General features: G+C 69.0%; 17 protein-coding genes and 2 pseudogenes. 13 read left to right on the forward strand and 6 right to left on the reverse strand.

The window, feature by feature from the left end; all coding sequences use genetic code 11:
• Positions 1 to 644 precede the first annotated feature (644 nt).
• The 4 genes from E4U92_RS26885 (at position 645) to E4U92_RS26900 (ending at position 4,538) form a co-directional block, all read left to right on the forward strand.
• Positions 645 to 2,891 carry a pentapeptide repeat-containing protein gene (locus E4U92_RS26885; RefSeq protein WP_137303049.1) on the forward strand — a complete coding sequence of 749 codons (2,247 nt, stop codon included), beginning with the start codon at positions 645 to 647 and terminating at the stop codon, positions 2,889 to 2,891.
• A gap of 172 nt (positions 2,892 to 3,063) precedes the next feature.
• Complete coding sequence (locus E4U92_RS26890; RefSeq protein WP_137303050.1) at positions 3,064 to 3,360, forward strand: DUF6247 family protein; 297 nt, start codon at positions 3,064 to 3,066, stop codon at positions 3,358 to 3,360.
• Positions 3,357 to 3,623, forward strand: coding sequence for a hypothetical protein (locus tag E4U92_RS26895; protein ID WP_137303051.1), 267 nt, complete (start codon positions 3,357 to 3,359; stop codon positions 3,621 to 3,623). Before E4U92_RS26890 ends, E4U92_RS26895 begins: the two co-directional genes overlap by 4 nt.
• 384 nt (positions 3,624 to 4,007) lie before the next feature.
• Entirely contained in the window at positions 4,008 to 4,538 is a 531-nt protein-coding gene (locus E4U92_RS26900) for a hypothetical protein (protein ID WP_137303052.1), read from the forward strand.
• A 304-nt stretch (positions 4,539 to 4,842) separates the two neighbouring features.
• Here E4U92_RS26900 and E4U92_RS26905 read toward each other — a convergent pair whose 3' ends face one another.
• A complete protein-coding gene (locus E4U92_RS26905) occupies positions 4,843 to 5,325 on the reverse strand; it encodes a MarR family winged helix-turn-helix transcriptional regulator (RefSeq protein ID WP_137303053.1) in 483 nt (160 codons plus the stop codon).
• A 50-nt stretch (positions 5,326 to 5,375) separates the two neighbouring features.
• Here E4U92_RS26905 and E4U92_RS26910 point away from each other — a divergent pair, with 50 nt between their 5' ends.
• Positions 5,376 to 5,792 (forward strand): nuclear transport factor 2 family protein, encoded by a 417-nt coding sequence (locus tag E4U92_RS26910; protein ID WP_229863589.1) that lies wholly within the window; start codon positions 5,376 to 5,378, stop codon positions 5,790 to 5,792.
• Between the two features lie 253 nt (positions 5,793 to 6,045).
• Here E4U92_RS26910 and E4U92_RS26915 read toward each other — a convergent pair whose 3' ends face one another.
• Positions 6,046 to 6,465, reverse strand: coding sequence for a helix-turn-helix domain-containing protein (locus E4U92_RS26915; protein ID WP_137303055.1), 420 nt, complete (start codon positions 6,463 to 6,465; stop codon positions 6,046 to 6,048).
• A 55-nt stretch (positions 6,466 to 6,520) separates the two neighbouring features.
• Positions 6,521 to 7,141: a hypothetical protein gene (locus E4U92_RS26920; protein ID WP_137303056.1), complete on the reverse strand. Its 621-nt coding sequence runs from the start codon at positions 7,139 to 7,141 to the stop codon at positions 6,521 to 6,523.
• Positions 7,142 to 8,013: 872 nt separating this feature from the next.
• Between E4U92_RS26920 and E4U92_RS37165 the strand changes: the two genes are divergently transcribed.
• The 7 genes and pseudogenes from E4U92_RS37165 (at position 8,014) to E4U92_RS26955 (ending at position 15,076) form a co-directional block, all read left to right on the forward strand.
• Entirely contained in the window at positions 8,014 to 8,229 is a 216-nt protein-coding gene (locus E4U92_RS37165) for a hypothetical protein (RefSeq protein WP_308433345.1), read from the forward strand.
• Positions 8,230 to 8,681: 452 nt separating this feature from the next.
• Positions 8,682 to 8,891, forward strand: a pseudogene (locus E4U92_RS26930) (hypothetical protein); the annotation flags it as partial.
• Positions 8,888 to 10,773, forward strand: a pseudogene (locus E4U92_RS26935) (SMI1/KNR4 family protein). The pseudogenes E4U92_RS26930 and E4U92_RS26935, both read left to right, overlap by 4 nt.
• Positions 10,774 to 11,649: 876 nt before the next feature.
• The gene (locus E4U92_RS26940) at positions 11,650 to 12,651 is read left to right on the forward strand and encodes a bifunctional DNA primase/polymerase (RefSeq protein ID WP_241681784.1); all 1,002 of its coding nucleotides are present in this window, start codon (positions 11,650 to 11,652) and stop codon (positions 12,649 to 12,651) included.
• Positions 12,648 to 14,183 (forward strand): DNA primase family protein, encoded by a 1,536-nt coding sequence (locus tag E4U92_RS26945; protein ID WP_137303058.1) that lies wholly within the window; start codon positions 12,648 to 12,650, stop codon positions 14,181 to 14,183. Before E4U92_RS26940 ends, E4U92_RS26945 begins: the two co-directional genes overlap by 4 nt.
• Positions 14,180 to 14,581 carry a DUF6009 family protein gene (locus tag E4U92_RS26950; protein ID WP_137303059.1) on the forward strand — a complete coding sequence of 134 codons (402 nt, stop codon included), beginning with the start codon at positions 14,180 to 14,182 and terminating at the stop codon, positions 14,579 to 14,581. The genes E4U92_RS26945 and E4U92_RS26950 overlap by 4 nt, the downstream gene beginning before the upstream one ends.
• Before the next feature lie 72 nt (positions 14,582 to 14,653).
• On the forward strand, positions 14,654 to 15,076 hold the full coding sequence (locus E4U92_RS26955) for a hypothetical protein (protein ID WP_137303060.1): 423 nt from the start codon (positions 14,654 to 14,656) through the stop codon (positions 15,074 to 15,076).
• A gap of 26 nt (positions 15,077 to 15,102) precedes the next feature.
• Here the strand turns inward: E4U92_RS26955 and E4U92_RS26960 are convergent, their stop codons facing one another.
• A complete protein-coding gene (locus E4U92_RS26960) occupies positions 15,103 to 15,822 on the reverse strand; it encodes an SDR family NAD(P)-dependent oxidoreductase (protein WP_137303061.1) in 720 nt (239 codons plus the stop codon).
• Between the two features lie 177 nt (positions 15,823 to 15,999).
• On the opposite strand from E4U92_RS26960, the gene E4U92_RS26965 reads away from it, so the two are divergent.
• Entirely contained in the window at positions 16,000 to 16,605 is a 606-nt protein-coding gene (locus tag E4U92_RS26965; RefSeq protein ID WP_137303062.1) for a TetR/AcrR family transcriptional regulator, read from the forward strand.
• Positions 16,606 to 17,178: 573 nt separating this feature from the next.
• On the opposite strand, the gene E4U92_RS26970 is transcribed toward E4U92_RS26965, so the two are convergent.
• A complete protein-coding gene (locus E4U92_RS26970; protein WP_168725212.1) occupies positions 17,179 to 17,523 on the reverse strand; it encodes an STAS domain-containing protein in 345 nt (114 codons plus the stop codon).
• A 222-nt stretch (positions 17,524 to 17,745) separates the two neighbouring features.
• Entirely contained in the window at positions 17,746 to 19,872 is a 2,127-nt protein-coding gene (locus E4U92_RS26975) for a GAF domain-containing SpoIIE family protein phosphatase (protein WP_206666484.1), read from the reverse strand.
• Positions 19,873 to 20,166: the final 294 nt, after the last annotated feature.

The following is a 20,166-nucleotide window of genomic DNA, read 5'->3' on the forward strand; positions in this document are numbered from 1 at the left end:
GTCGAGGAAGATACGGCCGCGGGCGCGCCCTGTGCCCCCCGCGGTCTTGAGGGCCTGGCGAACGGCGACCAGGTCCGCGCCCTGGACACCGTGCTCCCGGCACGTCTTCCACCAGTCGTGCGTCTGCACCTCTGCCGTCGCCTCCCGCAGTTCCACCCACAGCCGGTCGTAGGCCGCGGCGTCGGCGGGGTGCCAGCGGGCTAGGGCTCGCGGCCGGCTCGCTCCTGGCCCCGTTCCTCCACCGCTGGCCACCCCTCGTGCGGCTCGCGGGACCAGGGGAGGCGCTCCTGCTGGGCGTGCAGCTCGGCGGCCCGGCTCTGGGCGTCATGCAGCGTCTGCGGGAAGTCGAGCGGGTCGAGCGGCTTCTCCTCGGCGGAGACATGCGCGGGGGGCCCACGCTTCGGAGCCCAATTCGAGCGACCGACAGTGCCCCGGCTCCGGCTCGTTGCGTCGTCGGCACACGCCAGGACGTCGGACACCGCTTCGCCGAGGCGGGCCGACGCGAGCCCGCGGCGCCGACGGGCGCGCTCGGAGTACGGGAGTCGATCGCCCGATGTTGATCACCGCTGAGTGCGAACCGTTTCCGGTCCTCGGGGCGTCCGTACAGGCGCCGTGACACCAGGACGCCATGGAGCCGCCACAACATGAGCAGATACGCACTACCGGCATGGCCGCACTGCGCATACGGTGCAGACCCTGCTGCCGATCCCGTCGGCTGCCGCGGCATCAACGTCCCCGGCCACACCGCGTGCTTCGCACACCTGGCTGACCCCGACCGCAACGCCTATCTGAGCAGCCTGGCTCCCGGCGCCAGCATCGACCACCGGGGCATCACCTTCACTCCACCCCTCCTGAACGTCTTACTGGACACCCTTCGTGACCCCACTACGGGGCACCCCCGCTTAGGCGAAGCCCGGTTCGAAGGGGCGACGTTCGAGGGCGACGCAGGGTTCGAGTCAGCGACCTTCGAGGGCGTCACAAGGTTCGAAGGGGCGACGTTCGAGGGCGCTGCCTGGTTCGGGTCGGCGACCTTCGAAGGCGACGCCTGGTTCAGGTCGACAACCTTCAAGGGCGACGCCTGGTTCAGGTCGACAACCTTCAAGGGCGACGCCTGGTTCAGATCGGCAACGTTCAGGGGGCACGTCGGGTTTAGATCGGCAACCTTCGAGAGCGACGCAGGGTTCGGATCTGCGATCTTCGAAACCCACGTCAGTTTCGCTTCTGCGATCTTTGAGGGCGATGCCTGGTTCGAGCCGACGACGTTCAAAGGCGTGGCCCGATTCGTGTCGGCGATCTTTAAGGGCGATGCCTGCTTCGAGCCGACGACGTTTGAAGGCGACGCCCAGTTCGAATCGGCGACCTTCGAGGGCGATGCCCGGTTCGAGTCGGCGACCTTCGAGGGCGTCACAGGGTTCGAAGAGGCGACGTTCAAGGGCGTCGCCCGGTTCGAGTCGGCGACTTGCAAGGGCGTCGCCTGGTTCGAAGGGGCGACGTTCGAGGGCATCGCCTGGTTCGGGTCGGCGGCCTTCGAAGGGGACGCCTGGTTCAGTTCGGCGACTTTCGCAGACGTCGCCCAGTTCGGGTCGGCGACCTTCGGAGGCGCCGCATTGTTCAGGTCGGCCACCTTCCAGGGCGGCGCTGGGTTCTGGTCGGCGACCTTCGAGGGCATGGCCCTTTTCAACTCGACGACCTTCGGGAGCGACGCCAGGTTCGAGTCGACGATCTTTGAGGGCGACGCCCGGTTCGAGTCAGCGACTTTCGGGGGCGACGCTCTGTTGGAGTCGGCGACCTTCACTAACGCTGACCAGTTGGGCCCTTTTGCGTGTGTCGGGCGCGTTGTGCTGTCCGGTGCGGCATTCGGTGGCCCGATGACCCTCTCGTTCGCTGCGCGCCGTCTGGAATGCCGTCGTACTCGCTGGTCATCGACGGCGGAGATCCGCCTGCGCTATGCCACGGTGGACTTCGCTCATGCCGTGTTCGAGTACCCCCTCACGATCGCAGCCGAGCCGGATCGGTTCGTGCTCAACAACGGCCGCCCGCTCGGCGAAGATCTCTTCCCGAGCGCGTACGACCCCGGGGTGCGGGTGGCGTCGCTGCGCGGGGTGGATGCGGCCCATCTGGTGCTGGCCGACCTGGACCTGTCGGAGTGTCTGTTCACGGGCACGGTCCACCTGGACCGGCTCCGTCTGGAGGGTGCTTGCATTTTTGATGCCGCTCCGCCGGCGGTGCACTGGCGGCGCTGGCGACCCGTGCGGTTCACCGAGCGCCGTGTCCTGGCCGAGGAACACCACTGGCGCGCCCGCCAGCCGGGAGCGGTGCCCGGCTGGGTTCACGGCACCGGGCGGGCAGGGCCGTTGCAGCTGGCTCCGGTGTACCGGGCGCTGCGCAAGGCCTTCGAGGACGGCAAACACGAGCCGGGGGCGGCGGACTTCTACTACGGGGAAATGGAGATGCGCCGCCACGCCGACGACATCCCCCGCAGCGAACGCGGGCTGCTGACGGCGTACTGGGCGCTGTCCGGCTACGGCCTGCGCGCCTCCCGGGCTTTGGCCTGGCTTGGGGCGGCCATGCTCGTCACCATCGTCCTGCTGATGGCCTTCGGCCTCACACAGGACACCCCGAAGCAGACCGCAACCGGCACCGTCCCGGCCGGCGGCGGCAAGGTCACCTTCGAGATCGACAAGGACGATCCCCAGAACCCCACCGGCGACCGGTTCACCGGTAAGCGCTTCGAGAAGGCCCTGAACGTCACCCTCAACTCGGTGGTGTTCCGCGCCTCCGGCCAGGACCTGACCACCGCCGGAACCTACATCGAGATGACCTCCCGCCTGAGCGAACCCATCCTCCTGGGCCTGGCCGTCCTCGCCGTCCGCAACCGCGTCAAACGCTGACAGCCCTGCCCTGACCCGCCGCGCCGGATGCGGTCGGCGAGATCCTCGGCGACCGCACCGACGACGACGTCATCGACTGACAGCGCCCGGCACGGGAAGGGGATCACCGCATCCCGTCCCCACCGCCCCGCAACGCGCGTACGGTGGCGATACGACCCGCCAGGAGGAACCGATGAGCGCGCAGCCCGAGGAAGCTTCCGCCCTGCCGACCCCCGCGGCCGCTGCCCAGTTACTCGCTGAGCTGCGCGCCGACCGCCGTGCCGACACGTGGGTGCCCGCGTTCGAACAGGACTGGGCACGCGCGCTGGATGACGCCCGGCACTCCTTCAGCCTCACCCCGGTCCACCTGGTCATCCGCACCTGGCGGGCCCGCCTCGCCTCGGCTCCGGCTGTCGACGCCTTCATCGAGGGTGGGTGCGACGACTCCGACGGCATCGACCTGGACCAGGTCCTCGGAGCCCGGACGTGAGCGACGCACAACCGCCCCGGCCCGCCCGCCTGTCGCCCCAAGCAGCAGGCGCCATCAAGGAGTTGCCCGGCCACGCACGCGAGATGCTGAGGGACGTCCTGGACATCGCCGGCCGCGACCCGTGGTCGTTCCCGCCCTTCAACCCCCGCGACCCCGAAGGCGAGGACGTCCGATCCGCTTCGGTCGGACAGCTCACCGCCGTCTACTGGATCAACCGCCCGGCCGGACGCCTGTACGTCGTGGACATCGTCTGGCTCGGCTGAAATCTTCGACCAAGCCGCTCCGCCCCCGGCATGTCAGCGCCGGGACCTGGGTACGGGCCGTCGAACGGCACCGACAGACCACCGACCCGGTGCGCGCCACGGCACGACGCACCCTGGCCAACCTCGGCGAACTCGCGCTGCTGGGCTGGCCCGGCACCATCCTGCCCAACCCTCTGGTGAGCGAGCTCGCCACACTCGCCCGAACCGCGGGGCTCACCCTGCCGTGGACCGAGGAGCTCGCCGCTGACATCTTCATGGGCACCTTCACGCCCAAGTTCCCCGACGCCGCGCGGGCTGCGGCCGAACTCCTCGACGGCACCCTGTACGCGGCCTACTACGGAATTGACTGCGCGGCCGTCGTCGACCTAGGGCAGGAGGCCGCCGATGCCAGGGCGCCGCGGTGCTTCGCAGTTCGCGGCGCTGTGCCACGAGCGGGCCGGCGTCGTGGGGACGACCTGGCTGTCGGTCGCCCAGGGGGGCGCGGTGATCGAGCAGGCCCAGATCCTCACCATGCACAACCTCGCCCTGCTCACCGGCCCGGTCGGTGTGACTCCACCGTCCGGCTGGGCGGCACTTGCCCGCGGAGCGTTCGCCACCACCTGCCGCCTGGCCGCGCGGATTCATGGCAACCCGCGGCCGCTGACGACCATCAAGGACATGGCCTACGCCTGGCGGCAGGTCCTGTTCTACCTGTCGATGGCCACCGCCGACGAGCGCGATGCCGTCCTGGAGCAGTTCGACGACGACGTGGCGCGGTATCCGGACGATGCCCGTGGGCGCCTCGCGCCGGTTTTGGCGGGAGTGCGTCTCGTGCGTGAGGGCGGCGACTTCGGCCCCGGTGACGATCCGGCGGACGGCGGCGCACGCCGGCTCGTCGGCTGGACACCCGTCGGCCGCCACTGGCTCCAGGCATAGGGCAGGCGCCCGCAGCCCGCACGCCGAACGGACCTGCGCGACAAGTTGGCTGCCAAATACCGCGAGTCCCAGATACCGATGCTTCACCAGTGGTCGCGGGTGACGGCCGAGGCACTGGTCGGCGGGGTCACCGGCCAGCTGGCGGCTCCCGCGTCGCTGCTGCTGGCCCGCTACGACGATGCGGGCAGGCTCCGGGCGCCAGTACGTCGTCGACTGACCAGGTCTGCACCTTGGACGCCGTCTTGGGTATCCGCATCGAACGCGCTCCCGGCCGCGTCCCGGCCCTCGGCGGCGCACCGCTGTTTCAGCGAGGTGGCCTGACGTCGCGGCGGCTGACCGCCGCCGTGCCGCCCAGTTCGTCCAGGAGACCAATGAGGACGGACCGGGCCGCGTCGAAGTCCGGCGTGCCGGTGCGCTCCCGCAGACGTCGTTCGAGCCGTTGCCGCGCGTCCCGGGCGGCGGTGACCGCTGCCTTGCCCCGGCGGGTGAGGGCGACGTGGCGGACACGGGCGTCGTGCGCGCTCGGCAGGCGCTCGACGTAACCAAGCTGCTCCAGCTCAGCGACCACTTTCGATGCTCCCTGCTGGGTCATGTCGAGTCTGGCCGACAGGTCGCTCACGGTCGGCCGGGCGTCGATCAGGTGCTGGAAGACGTACCCGTGGGACGTCCTGAGGTCGCCGAACCCCTGCGCGGCGAGGTCCTCCTGGACGGCGCCGGCGGCGGCGGAGCCGACGAAGAGGGCGAGGGTGCCCAGGTCGAGGTCGGACGGGTCGACTGGTGTGCTCATGAGGCCAGTCTCTATTTGACAACCATGGTTGTGCAACTATGGTTGTGCTTATGAGTGAAGAGAGCACCCATCCCTACGTCCATACCGCCCTGCGCTACCACGAGGCGGTGGCCCGGTTGGCGCCGCCGGAGGAGCTGGAGGACTTCCTGCACCCGGACATGGTCCACACTCAGCTCCCCAACGCGCTGTTCCCGGCCGGTGTCGAGCGCGACCTGACAGCCACCCTCGCCGCGTCGGCTACGGCCCGCTCGTTGCTGACCGGCCAGGACTATAAGGTCCTGAACGCGGTGGCGTCCGGCTCCCAGGTGGCCCTGGAGGTGGTCTGGTCGGGCACACTCGCCGTCCCCTTCGGGACCCTGCCGGCCGGCCACATCATGCGCGCACACATCGCGGCATTCCTTGAGTTCCGGGACGGCAAGATCATCGCCCAGCGCAACTACGACTGCTACGAGCCCCTCCCCGCTTGACCCTTCGACCGCGGCCCTCAGCGCACCGCTGATACCGCCTGCACCCGCCGCGCACGGGTGGATGCGAGTGGAAGGGGGGAGCGGGCTGGGCGTTGTTCTGCTCCCGCATAACAAACCGGTTTACCTGGTGCTACCGGATCGGCCGTGGCGGGCATGAAGAAGGCGCCGCACCCCGGAGGGCGCGGCGCCTGTGGTCTTCACGGGGGCGGGCCAGGAGACCGCTGGAGGGCCGCTCAGGGCCTCGGTGGGAGTTTCAGCCGGTGGCGTCGAGGTTGGCCGTCTGAGCGGCGTAGCGGGCTCGTCGCTGCTCGGTGAAGCTTTCGGGGTCGACGGCTTTGATCTCGGGTACGGCCATGACGGGGGAGGAGACCGCGCCGCCGGTCAGCAGGGGGTGGAGCTGGTAGCGGCCGTCGCCGAGGCGCCAGGCGAGTCCGCACTCGCGCAGTTCCTTGAAGCCGCGGTTGACGGTGGGCTTGCTCGCGCCGAGCTCGGCGCACATCTCGTTCTGGCTGATCTCGGCGGTGCCGGTCTCGGGGTCGCTGAGGTAGAGCAGTTCGTCGAGGACGCGGCGGGCGGCGGTGGAGACGTCGACCAGGGCCAGGAGGCGGAAGGCGTCACGGGCGATCGTGACGGGCGCCTCGGTGGGAGGGCTGGGGACGTAGGAGCTGCTCACGGAGCCTCACCGCTTCCGATCAGGTTGGCGTGTATCGAGGATATGCCGCGCGCGGTCATGCGCTCGCCCTGCGTACGGGCCGCCGCTGCCGGAGCGTGACGACCTTCTCCTTGCGGCGGGCGGCCTCGGCGGCCTTCTTCTCCGCCTCGCGGGCCTGGCGCCACTCGGTGGGGTAGTCGGGGTGCGGGATGATGCACGCCGGGGCGCCCGCGCTGTTCCACAGCACCTGCCACTTCTCCTGCTCGCCGGAGGTGCCGGCCACCGTCAGCCACGGGTTCAGCTGGAGGATGCCGCGCTTGGCGGTGCGCACCCAGCCGATGTGCGCAAAAAACTGCGACGCCTCGTTCACCGAGGCGGCCGACAGGTTGCACCGGGCCTGCAGATCGCGCTGAGTCGCCCTGACGAAGCCGCGGGCGGCGGCCCGGGTGGTGTCGTCGGCGCGGTTGGCGTTCTGCAGCGCCACGAGCTTGCACCAGACCTGGAACCAGCTCCCGGGCATCTTCAGGCCGCCGAGCACGTCCATCAGCAGCCGGGCGTCCAGGACGTAGCCGCTGCACTGCGCGCTCGCGGCGAACTCGCGGCCCTTGATCTTCTCCACGCCCAGGATCAGGCCGCCCTTGCCGTCCGACCGCGCGACGACGCGCTCGCCGGGGCGGACGATCGGCAGCTGTTGCATCTGCGGTCCTCCAGCGATGATCAACGTTCGGGCAGCACGGTAGCACTATGTAAACCGCTTTGTTCTGGATAGGCAGAACAAGCAGTGCCCCACAGGCACCTGACGTTGCGCCAGCTCCGGGGGCTGTGTGTTCTGAATCACCAGAACGCCCGGGACGCGTTTGTTCTGCAGATCCGCGACAAACGGTCTCACATCACCCCAGGTCAGAGCCGGTTTCAGCCCGGAACGCTCTTATGCGTCACTAGAGCCCCGGCCGTCACCGAACCTCCGGCCGTTCGCGCAGGGCACTGCCCTGCGCGAACGGCCGGCAGCAGCGGGCGTGTCGGCGCTGACCACCGGATCGAGAAGCCGTCGTTGCTGAGCTCGCCTAGCGTGCGGCGCCCCGCGCCGGTCGTCTACGGACGCGGGGGAGGGCAGCGTGGGTGCGCTCTCGCCGGCGGTGACCACGGGGTGCCAGCCGTGGCGGTCCAGGGCGTCGACCCTGATGAGCGAACCAGGCAAATGGGCGGCGGGCTGACGTACTTTCGCACCTATGACGCTTGGCTTGAGATCCCGGCTGGTGGCCCAGTGAGCGGCTGGTGGGCCTACTTGGAGGAATGGATCCGCCGAGAGGTCGACGCAGACGTGCTGCGCGACCGACGGATGTCGGCAATCAGGTCCGTGTCGGAGGCCCTGCGCCCGTTGGGGCTGAGCTTGCATGAGGCAGAGCGGGTGGTCCACTCGCGATACGAGACTCTCGGCGACCAGGTGCAGCACACGCCGCCCGATCCGCTCGATATTCCGTCGCTCGCAGCCCGTGCCGCAGCTCTCCCGGGCCGTGTAGCTGCGGTCGAGGCCCTCTGGGACGGCGCGATACCGTGCACGATTGGTTCGTGCTGCTGATTGCAGTCCTGGACGACCCAGACCGGGAAGGCCACTTGGCGACCGTCTACCAACGCCGCGGCTCCCCAGCGGGCGCTGCCGCCGCCGAGGTCGGCCGAGCACTGGCCAGCCACCTTGGCGTGCCGTTCCACTTTGCCTCGCCGGACGTTCCTGACGACGAGGCACCCCGCTGGCGAACAGGCCAGCCGCTGGCCGAAGAGCCGTGATGCCTCAGCTTGTTCCGGCGCCACTGCCTCCGACGGCATCAGCAACCAAAAGCACCAGGTGTGCACGCCCAATGTCCCTACTCCCCCCCCCGGAGCTGCTGCCCGGCTTTCGCCAGCTTCCCCGGCCGCGCGCCGAGCAGCTCTGTGGCTGAGGCAGCTTCGCGTGCGGCTTGGCCACTTCAGCGCGGGTCGTGGAGGGCAGCATCGGCTCTGAGTCTCGGGGGGTAACGGCCGGGACGCTCAACAGCCTTGAAGCGTGGCGGGTCCCGGTGGGCGGTTCCGCCGCCCAGCCCTGGGGGCTGTTCGGCTCCGGTACCTCCGCACGTCGAATGTGCAGCGCGCATATCGCGGCTTCCTTTCTATGGCTGGCCTTGCGCGCCCGCGAAAAAGCCTTGCGGACACTGACCAGCGTCCCGGCCGCCCCCTGACCTCGGCCACAGCAGCGAACGGAATGGCCGGACACCTGGGAGCGAAGCCGGCCAGCGATGCTCGCCACCGCGGCCGCCGACGAGGTGGTCCGCTACCTCGGCTTGCAGGACTGTGCCGCACTGCCGGCCGGGATGCTCACCGCGTGGGCATGGAAGCCCACGGAGGGCTTCGGCGGCCTGCTCACCTCGGCAAGCGGCGTCACTGTCAGTGCAGCGTGCCACCATCCGCCATGAGTGACGAGTTGAACTGGCTTGACTTCCTTGGGCGTTGGCAGGATGAATGGGTTCCGCGGCCCGATGAGGAGGTGAACGCAGCACAATCCTCCATGCCTCTCGGAGGGCCCGGGGCGGACGAGGCGGCGATCGCCGCGGCGGAGGAACGGCCCGGGCGCCGGCTGCCGCCCTCGTACCGCACGTTCCTGGCCGTGAGCGACGGGTGGCATGTCGAGCAGACCACTGGGATCTATCAGCTCGGCGGTACCGCAGACATCGACTGGTTCGGGGACCCGTATGACATGGCCCGCTGTACGAGGAAAGCCTCGACGAGCACCCGCTCAGGGAGGAGGTCCTGCTGGCCGGGATGTGGCGACGGGCGCTGCGGCTGAAGACGGACTCCGACATGTCGCACGCCCTGCTCGATCCGGGCGACATCGGCCAGGACGGGGAGTGGGCGCTTCACGTCTACAAGGGCTGGAGCGGTGAGATGCCGGACCGCTATCCGTCGTTCCGCGCCTATATGAAAGCCATGTACAGGGGCTTCCACGCCGACCGGGCCGCGCCCCGACTTCGCCAACGCCACCACGCGGACCCAGGACGAGCGCGTCGACCGGGCCGGCCGGCTGGCTCTGCAGGGACGGCACGAGGAGGCCCTGCCTCTCCTTGAGGAGGCGTCCTCCTTCGGCCGGCCACACAGCACCGTCCTGCTGTCCCAGCTCCGGCAGTTGAACACTCCTGGCAACCCGCTGAGTCACGGCCTGCTGGCGGCCGACCCGCGCTACTTGCCCGACGTGCTCCCGGTAGAGGCAATGGCACAGGCAAACAACACCTGGCGACCGGACGGTGATGACCACTGGCTTGGGATGATGGCGGCTCGGGGAGTGGCCTGGAACACCGCCGAGGCCGTGCTGAGCGGCGTGCGGGACGGCACCTACCGCTACGCACCACCCTCCGGCCCTTGGGGCCGGGCCGTCGCCGAGGCCCGCGAGTCGGCCCGCTGAGGCGCGACCGACGCCGCCTGGCGGACGCTGGCCGACGCACTCCCTCAGTGGGAAGCGCCTGGGCCGTCATTGATCGCCCCGCTCGGCGACCCGGTCCTCGGCCCGCTGATCACTCCGGACCTCGGACGGCAGATTCTCGCAACACCGTGGGCGGGCCACTCGGGTCGCGCCCCCGAGCCGGTGCCCGATCTCGATCCGCCCAGCCTGCAGTGGCTGACTGAGCCCGCACGGTACGGGCAGCCGCTCGACGGATACCGCTGTGTCTGGGTCGAAGGCGTCGACCCGGTCCGTCTACCCGCTTTGATCGGTGAAGAGGACGCCCAGCTGAGCCCGCTCGTGGACCTGTTTGGAGTGCGCTGGCGGGCGCCCCGATCCGGCGGGCCGCAGGACACCGAGCCCTGGGAGGACAGGGCGGTGGTCGCAGTGGGCGGCAGCTCACAGGGTGGGCTTTCGCTTTCGACGGCCACTCCCAGCGCCGGATGAGCCAGATGTTCCAGCCTCCAGTGGCGGCCGCGTCCTCCTGTGGCCGTGCGGTTGTGGTGTGGCGGGACCCGAAGACCTTCTCCGCGGAGGGACACCCGGCCGCGTTTCACCTCTCCGTTGCAGAACGGGGCGAAGAGCTGTACGCGTTCACCGTACGGGGGACGCACGTCGAGCGCTCCGGCGCGATACCCGAGGCTTTGGACCCTGCTCGCCTCAGCGACCCGGACGACACCGAACTGGTCCGTGAGCAACGGATGCTGGCGGCCCTGCACACAGAACTTGGTCTTTCACTGCCCCGCTTCGCGCTGACCCAGGGAAGGCTCTGCACGTTCACCACCCGGTCCTGGACGAGGGCGCCGGGCGCGGGGGAGGGGTACGCCTACATCACTCTCAGCCGCATACGCCCGCATCTATGACCCCAAGCCCCCCAACAGGGTGACCGACCCGCCCAGTACCTCGCCAGCCCGGCGTGCATCCTGCGTCTGTACACCATCGCAACTGGGCCGGATGCCGGGTCGAGGGAAGGGCGGCGTGTTCACCCCAGACGCCAACGCCCGGGCTGGGGGGCCGGGCCCCCAGCCCGGGCGTCCAGGTGCCTCTGTGCGCACCTCGACTGGACCAACCTGGTCATCATCGGTGCCTCCACCAGGCCGATCAGAGCCAGCGCGAGGGACTGGTCGGCTTACCGGCTCTTGCGAATGCGGCTTGTCCGAAGTTCGGTCGCTCCGGTCGCTTGGGTCGCTTGGGTCTCTGCGGGAGGCGGGCAGCGACCGAACCGTCAGCTACCAAGCAGGGCTTCAGTCGCTCCAAAGATGTGCCTGTAAATGTGCAGGTCAGCAAGGGTTCATGGATTCCGCAGCGACTGAAGCGACTCAGGTTCGCTATATACCTGCCTCTCCAGGCTCTGTACGTGTGCGTTACAAACAGCAAGCTTCAGTCGCTTCAGTCGCTGATCTGCGTCTCGCGAGCTTGTAACCAGCCACTTTCCACTACAGAGACTTCAGCGACCGAACTCCTCCTTGGTCGCTGCTGGTCCTTTCGGTCGCTGGCAGCCTCCCGATACCGGTCCCGTCATCGACACGGCAGCACTGATGTTCCGCATGTGCTGCACGACCACCCCGGCCTCATTCGCTAGTCTGTGTCCGTCATTGAGTCGCTTCGGTCGCTGGGAGGAGAACGAGATGCCCTCTGACCTGCATGTTTCTCCCAGCGACTCAGCCGAGCCCGGCCAGGACCTCTCCGTCGCTGCCTCCTGGGTCACTGCGCAATGGTGTGCCCGCCGCGGCTGGCCGGTGCATCCCCTTGCTCCAGGCCGCAAGATCCCCGCCGCGAACTGCAGCCGCTGCCGAGAGCACCCGCACCCGCCAGCCGACTGCGCCTGCCTGAAGGCAGGACGCTGGTGTCACAGCTTCCACGCGGCCACCCTCAGCCAGGCCCGCATCAACCAGTGGTGGGGGCAGAACCCCGAGTTCGGGATCGGCGTCTCCTGCGGTCCGGCCGGCCTGGTCGTCGTCGACATCGACGCCCACCCCGCTCAGCCGCCGGCCAGGGACCGGATCCTGCCCGGTATCCCCATCAGCGATCAGGTCGACCTGACCGGTCTCGCCAACGGGTTCCACACCCTGGCGGTCCTCGCCGCGCTGCGCGGCCAGCTCAGCCCAGCCGAAGACAGCACCACGCTGAGAGTGCGCACCCCCTCTGGGGGCCTTCACGTCTGGTACCGGGCCCCACGGGCCCGGCGCTGGCTGTCCTCCGTAGGGTCCAGCCCCGGCCGGGCCCTGGCCTGGCAGGTCGACATCCGCGCCCAGGGCAGCTACATCATCGCTCCCGGCACCACGACCCAGCACGGCACCTACACACCGCTGGGGGAGTGCCGCGAGCCAGCACCACTGCCGGAATGGCTGGCCCAGGAACTCGACCGTACCGGACACCTGCCCGCACCCACCGTCCCCGCCCCCAGGCCCGTACCCGCGCGCGCCCAGCAGGCCGTCTACGCGGCCGGCGGCGGCCGCGGCCACACCGAGCGCACCCTCGCCGCGGTCCTGGGCCCTGTCGAGGCCTGCGGTCAGGTCGCCGAAGGCGCAAGCTTTTCCGACATCCTCAACCGCGCCGCCTACACCCTCGGCGGCCTGGCCGCTGCTGGCCGCCTGCCCCGCGAGGAAGCCGAGCAGGCCCTGCGAGACACAGCCCAGGCCGCTCGCCCGGGCCAGGAGCAGCGCATCGAACAGATCATCCGCAGCGGCCTCGAGGCAGGACTGAAGAAGCCGCTCCACACCACGGGGAGGCGCCCATGACCTCCCCCGGCCACGAGACGCTTTTCGAGTTCAACGCTGAAGCCGTCGCCGCCCAGATCCGCAGCCAGGCCGCCGCCGTCCCCCTGCCCGCCCAGAGCGCCGCCGAACGGCCCTCCCCCGACCGGCCCGCCGGCGAGGCGACCGCCAACGGACTGCTGCCGGACACCCTCACCGACCGCGGCAACGCCAAGCTCTTCATCCAGCTCTACAACAACGACTACCGCTACGTGCCCAAGATCGGCTGGTACCGGTGGGACGGCACCCGCTGGCAGATGGACGAAGAAGACTCCGTGCTGTGGGCCGCCGGCGACCTCGCCGAACACATCGCCTCCCACGACCCCCGCGGCCTGTTCACCACCACCGCCCTGCACAAGCACCGCACCCGCGCCATGTCGACCACCGGCATGAACGCCATGCTCTCCCAGGCCAAATCCGCCCCCGGCATGGTCCTCAACGCCGACCGCCTCGACGCCGACCCCTACGCCCTGTGCACCCCCGCAGGCGTCGTCGACCTGCGCACCGGGCTGCTGACGGCACCCGACCCCAACAAGGACTTCCACTCCCGCTCCACCACCGTCGGCCCCCGGCCCGCCCCCATCCCGCGCTGGACCCGCTTCCTCGACGACACCTTCGGCGACGACGCCGAAGGCCGCGAAATGATCGACTACCTGCACCTGCTGCTCGGCTACTCGATCACCGGCGACGTCGGCGCCCAGATCCTCCCCTTCCTCTGGGGAACGGGCAAAAACGGCAAGTCCGTCCTGCTGGACGTCATGATGAAGCTCCTCGGCGACTACGCCGACGCCGCCCCACCCGGCTTCCTCATGGCCAAGCCCTTCGAAGGCCACCCCACCGACCTTGCCGAACTCCACGGCCGGCGCATCTACGTCTGCTCCGAAATCCGCCCCGACGACAAGTTCGACGAAGCCCGCGTCAAACACCTCACCGGCGGCGACCGCATCAAAGCCCGCCGCATGCGCCAGGACCCCTTCAGCTTCGAACCCACCCACAAACTCTGGCTGCTGGGCAACCACAAACCCGAAGTCGGCACCGGCGGCTTCGCGTTCTGGCGCCGCATGCGCCTGATCCCCTTCGAACGCGTCGTCCCCGACGACCGCAAGATCGACAACCTGGCCGACCTCCTCGTCATGGAAGAAGGCCCCGGCATCCTCGCCTGGCTCATCGACGGCGCCCGCCGCTACCTCGCCAGCGACCGCGACCTCACCGGCCCTGGACGCGTACGCATCGCCACCACTGCCTACGCAGAGACCGAAGACCACACCGGCCGCTTCTACGACGAATGCTGCCGCCTGGCCCCCGACCTGCGCGCCGAGCAGACCACGCTCTACGCCGCCTACAGGGCCTGGTGCAACAATGAAGCCGCACCTGTCATGTCCTCACGCGCGTTCGCCGCCCGTACCCGGGAACTCGTCGGGCTGGCCTCGCCCAAGGAAATGATCCTGTCCAACAGCCGCAAGTACTACCCGGGCATCGGACTGCTCACCGACGAGGAAAGGGACCCGCAGGCATGAGTTCCCTCATCAGTGCGGACGAGATCAGCCACGAGGCCGAACTCGTGTGGCTGGAAGACATCGACCAGCTCGACTACGTCCGCCAGAGCCTGGACCGCCTGCCCACCCGCAAAGGCAAGCCCCCCTACCACCGCCCCGGCCGCATGGTCGGCTACGCCATCCTCGACGCCGACGCCAAAGCCTCCCGCGCCTCGGGCACCTTCCGCCGACGCGTCTTCTGGCTCCAGCCCCACGACCGCGACAGCGACCCCGACGGCCTCTACGCCAAGAGCGCACCCGCCGAAGCCGTCGACCCCCGCACCCTCCAGCCCCGCGTCAAGGGCTACAAAACCGAACGCTCCGAAGGCGGACCCCCCTCAACCGCCATGCAGGAACTCGGCATAACCCTCCCCCTCTGACCCGGCACCGACCTGCAGCTCGCCTACGCCGAGCCTTTGCGGTGGTGACGGCCAGCAGGTAAGGGGCGCGCTGTGTCTGAGCGCACCATCCAGTTATGCATGGACGGCGCGAGAGGCAGCAACGGCCACCACGCCGACGAATGGGACTCGCCCGCGACGCCGACCGCGAGCTGCAGGTCGGACCATGGCGGTACGGACAAGGACGCGATGATGGGAATCGCCGTTTCGGCGAGGGCCAACACACTCGTGCGCTTCGCCTGTACCGTCACAACTGTTGCTCTCTCGCGGTCGCACTGCGGCCTGCCATCGCCCATGCTGCCCCGGCCCGCGCCCTACACCGCGATCGCGGTCAGCCAGAGCATCGCCCTACTCGTGCACGAGACCGTGAACCTACAACCCCCGTGGCTACGCACCCGGCCCGGCGTGATGCATCTGCGGATCACCGGCGACCAGATCGAGATTGCGCTCCGGGACTCCGTGCCAGAGCTGCCGTAACCCAGGCTGGCTTGTGGCCTCATCACCTATACGGCACGGGCGTGGACGCCGATGCCGCCGGAGACGAGCAGGTTGTCGCCGGTGATGTAGCCGGCTGCGTCGGAGGCGAGGAAGGCGACGGCTTCTGCAATGTCCGCGGGGGCTCCGAGGCGGCCGAGGGGAACGCCTTCACCCCAGGAGGCGATCGTGTCGGGGGAGATGCCCATCTTGCTGTACGCAGGGGTGTTGACCACGCCTGGGCTTACCGCGTTGACCCGGATGCGGCGTGGGGCGAGTTCGATGGCCAGGGAGCGCATGAGGGGCAGCAGGGCTCCCTTGGCGGCGGTCATGGCTGCGCCGAGCCCCTCGGCGGCGCCGACGGTGAACACCACGGACGCGCCCTCGTTCAGCAGGGGGAGCGCCTTTTGCAGTGTGAAGAAGGTGCCCTTGACGTTGATGTCGAACAGGGCGTCGAAGGTGGCCTCGTCGGTGGACTCGATCGAGAGGCCGGGGCGGGGGAGGCCCGCGTTGAGGTGGAGCAGGTCGATGGAGCCCAGGTGTTCGCGCGCCTGGTCCAGGGCCTGGTCGATGTCGGTCAGGGAGCCGATGTTGGCCTCGACGGGGAGGACGTCTGCGGGAAGGCCGGCGCTGTCCAGATCGCCGAGGCCGGTGACCATGACGCGATAGCCGCGCGAGTGGAGCAGTTCTGCGGTGGCCTTGCCGATCCCGCTGGTTCCGCCGGTGATGAGTGCTGTCTTTGTTCCCACGCTGTTCTCCTTGCTGATGGGGCGGGGGCCTCCAGCTCCGTCACCGCAGGGGGAAGGGAACTGCAAGGCGCAGCGCCGTGCAGATGCCCGGCCGCTTCTGGCAGCGTACGCCCATCTGTCAGTCGCTGCCAAACTCCATGTGAGTGTCAGGTTGGCAGGCCGCGCTAGACTGATGACATGGCGCAGGGAACATCAGGCAAAGAGGCGGCTACGTCCACGCTGTGGGATCGCACGCGGCAGTTGGCCGCCCAGGAGATCCTTCAGACCGCGTTGCGCCTGTTCACGCAGCAGGGGTACGACGAGACGACCATCGCGCAGATCGCCCGCGAGGCCGGCGTCTCCCAGCGCACCCTCTTCCGCTACTTCGGCACCAAAGAAGACCTCATCGGCGGCAGCGAGGAACAGTTCGTCACTCTCGTAACGGAAACCGTCCGCAACCAGCCCGCCGATGCAGGCGCCTGGGAGGTGCTGCGTGCCGCGTTCGAGGCAGCGCTCTCCCTCCACACGAGTCGCGAGGAGGCGCTGGAGCGATTCCGCCTGGTGCACGACACCGACTCGCTGCGGGCCACCTACCTTCGCAAGCGTGCGCGCTGCCAGGAGGAGCTGCTGCCGCTGCTCGAACCAAGACTGACGCCCCCGGGGACGGACAGAGGACAGGCCCGCGCAATCGTCGCGACCGCGTTCGCATGCTTCGATGCCGCCACCGCGACGTGGCTCGAGGGCAAGGGGCAGGGCGACATCCTCGACTTGTACGACCAGGGCCTGGCCGCGGTACGCGGCTAGAGGGCCCCTTACGTTCGCACGTCGACCCTGACCGCCGGTTGGGGCAGCACATCAAGTACCGGCCGGCGGTTTGCTGCGCTCCCACGACCGCGCCGTCCGGAACCTCGGCCCCCCGCGCTGCGCGTCTGACCGAGCGCTGCGGCGCCTAGACGTCCCCGCCAGCCTCGAGTTGAACGGCCCACCACTTGGCCCGCCCCCAAGGCCCGCAGCACGGCGGCCCGGCCCGCGGTGAGGGGGACGCCGACGATGCCGTATCCGTCGAGCAGGGCCTGCGGCAGTTCGGCCAGCAGGGGGCGGGTGAGCTCTTGGGAGGCGGCCGTCATCCGCAGTCCCAGGAAGTCGCCGAAAAGTGACGGCGTCGTCGTCGGCGGGGAGCACACGGTGCCCGCGCGAGCCGTGGTGGTCGCGGCGGATGCCGTGACGGCGGCCCGGCTGCTACCCGACCTCGCCGTGCCCGCATACCGGACGGTGACGACCTACTACCACCTCGCATCTGAGAGGCCGTGACCGGCCAGCGCCCCAAAGCTCTCGCTGGCACGTTAGGGCAGCTGCGCTTCCGAAAGGCCTGGCCAGTCAGCCGTCTGAAGGGTCGGAGGCAGCGGTACGGGGGGTGATGGTTAAGACGCTGTCCAGGCCGAGCCGGCGGAGCACGTCGTACAGGTGTGCATCGACGCTGCTCAGAGTCAGGGTGCCGCCGAGAGACGTCAGACGCTGCCACCAGAGGATGAGTGCGGTCAGACCGGTGGAATCGAGGCAGGCCATGCGGGAGGCATCCAGGGTGAGGTGGCGGCAGCCTTCGTCGATGATGCGATCGCCTATGGCACGCAGGCTGGGCGTGGTGTCGAGGTCGACGTCCTGGGGCAGCCGGGCAGTGACGCGGTCACCGCTACGGTTCGTAACGTCCAGCACAGCGGGCACTTCCGTCTCTCCAGCCGGAGTAGATCCCTGAGCGATGTGGTCGCTGGGCTGGGTTGTCCACGGTATGCCGTCGGCGGGAATGTTCTGTCGGCTGCAAGGGAATCGGGTCGGTTTGTGGCCCGAGTGTGACGATTCTGCGCTCTGCGGCGAAGGTCCTGGACCGCACATCGGTGTGACCTCTCACCACACCCGTTTCCGCAGTCCCAGGGGCGCTCCCGCGCGTCAGAGCAGGCACAGCGCCATGACGGCGAAGTCGTCGTCCAGGGGGCGGGGGGTGAAGTCGATGATGGCTTGCTCGAGGGCGGCGATGACGTCCTGGGCGGATCCGTTGCGGGTGGCGTGCAGGACGTGCCGGATGCCTTCTTCGCCCAGCATCCTGTCGGGGGCCCGTCGTTCGGTGACGCCGTCGGTGTAGAACAGCAGCAGGTCACCGGGATGCAGCGGGTAGGTGATGGTGTGCAGCCGGGGCGTGGGGACGACTCCCAGGAGGGTTCCTGCCTGGCCGAGGGCGGTGATCTGACCGTTGGCGTGACGCAGGAGGGGTCTGGGGTGACCGCCGAGGGTGAGGGTGAGCGTGGCGGTGTGCCGGCCGAGGTGGAGCCGGGCGTAGGCGGCGGTGCAAAAGCGCGGCTGCTGCGATTCGGCGAGCACGGCGGTATTGATGGCCTGCAGGACCGCGGCGGGATGGTCGTCGGCTCTTGCGGCGGCACGGGCGGTGTGCCGCACGAGACCGGTCAGGGCTGCGGCGTGTGGTCCTTTGCCGCACACGTCCCCGATGGCAATCATCCAGGTGTCCTTGCCGGTGGGGACGATGTCGTAGAAGTCGCCGCCGACAAGGGTGCCTTCCGCTCCGGGGTGGTAGCAGGCGGCGAGTTCCATACCGGGAAGACTGGGCAGTTCGCCCGGCAGGAGACTGGCCTGGAGCGTGTGGGCGACATCGCGCTGTTCCGCGTATCGGCGCGCGTTGATGACGGCCTGGGTGGCGCGTTGAGCGAGTTCCTGTGCGAAGGGGACGTCCGCGGGTGTGAAAAGGGCGGAGGCGGTTGCCGACTGCATGAGGACCATGGATCCGATGACGCTGCCAGTGTGGGCCATGGGTACGGCAAGCCACGATGCGGCGGGGACCAGGCGGCGCAGCGCGGCCCGGTGTTCTGTGCTGCGGGCCAGCTGATCGAGGGTGCCAGGCACGTTGGTGACCAGCTCGTGCTCTCCGGTGCGTATGACAGCGCCGATGCCCCCTGCGGCGTCGAGTTGCGGAGGAAATCGGTGTAGGAGGGAGCGCAGGCTTTCTTCCTGGTCAGCGTCGTGGTGCCGCACGGTCGCCAGGGCGGGTTGTCCGGTGCGGTCGACGAGATGGATGACGCAGCCGTCGGCGATGCGGGGGACGACCGCCTCCACGATGTTGTCGAAGGTGGTGCTGGTATCCAGCGAGGTGGGCAAGAGGCGTCCCAGGTCGGCGAGAACCTGGAGCTGGGCGTGGGCTTTGTCGAGGGTGGCGCGCAAGCGGATGCGTTCCACGGCCTGCGCGCAGTGGTCGACCAGGGCGGTGAGGAAGGCTCGTTCTGCGGCGTCGAAAGGGTGCCGGATGGCGAAGTGGAAGCTGACAGCCCCCAAGAGGGTGCTGCTTGTCTGCAACGGCAGGACCGCGGTTGACTGGTGCCGGTCGGTGAAGAACGGCGCGGCTTCGGGGAATGCCTCGCCTCGTTCTGCTGAGGTGCTGAAGTACAGCGGTTGTCCCGTGCGAGCGGTGTGCGCCATGGGATACGGCGCGTTCACGCTGAAGGGAACAGGAGGGCGCGGCCCCTCTTCGGCGTCATGGATATGACGCACGACGTAGGTGTTGCTGTCCGGCTCGTTCAGCACAGCACCACCCGCTGTTGCGCCGACCGCAGGCATGATTTGGGTGGTCAGCGTGCGCAGTACCTCGTCCGTCTCGGCCGCGCTGGCCAGTTCCGTGGTGACGGCGGCGAGCAGTTCCGCGCGCAGCACGCGGGCGCTGTTGTCTCGCAAAACCCACAGCAGTCGGTTGTCGCCGATGCGCAGGGCTTGGTACTCGTAGTCCGCGGGACGGTACGTCGCGTCCTGCGTCCACACGAAGGCACCAGACTCGCTGACACCGGTGTTGAGCACACGCATGCAGGCGGCGAACGAGCCGTTGTCCACCATCTGCGGCCACAACTGGCTGCACAGACCGCCGATCGCAGCTCCGGGGTTAGGTTGCCCCGATCTGGCGGCCTTGTTCATGTACTCCACGCGCATGTCCACGGCCTGTCCGGCGTCATTGCGCAGGGCGGCGGACACAGACACGGCGTCCGGCAGGTGCTCCAACGCGTCTACGAAGCCCGACATCGGCAACGGCCACCGGCCGACGGGTCTGTGAGACGAGGAAGGTTGTTCCTGTCCGGAGGCGAGCATCGTTGGTGCTTCCTTACCGCTGGATCTACGGCGTGCGTTGCACGGGGCACACAACGTGCCCGCTCAGTATGACTTCGGCTCGCGGTGGCCTATCACGCCCGGCACCGGAAGTTACGTGATGATGGGCACGTTCTGACTGCCATTTTGCTGTTTCACCCGGCATGTCCTGCTGAGGCGGGGGCATAGGCGGCCCTCACGCCTGGAAATGGAAGGTCTCGGCGGATCGGC

This window comes from Streptomyces galbus, from assembly GCF_005280195.1.
GTDB classification, from domain to species: Bacteria; Actinomycetota; Actinomycetes; order Streptomycetales; family Streptomycetaceae; genus Streptomyces; species Streptomyces galbus.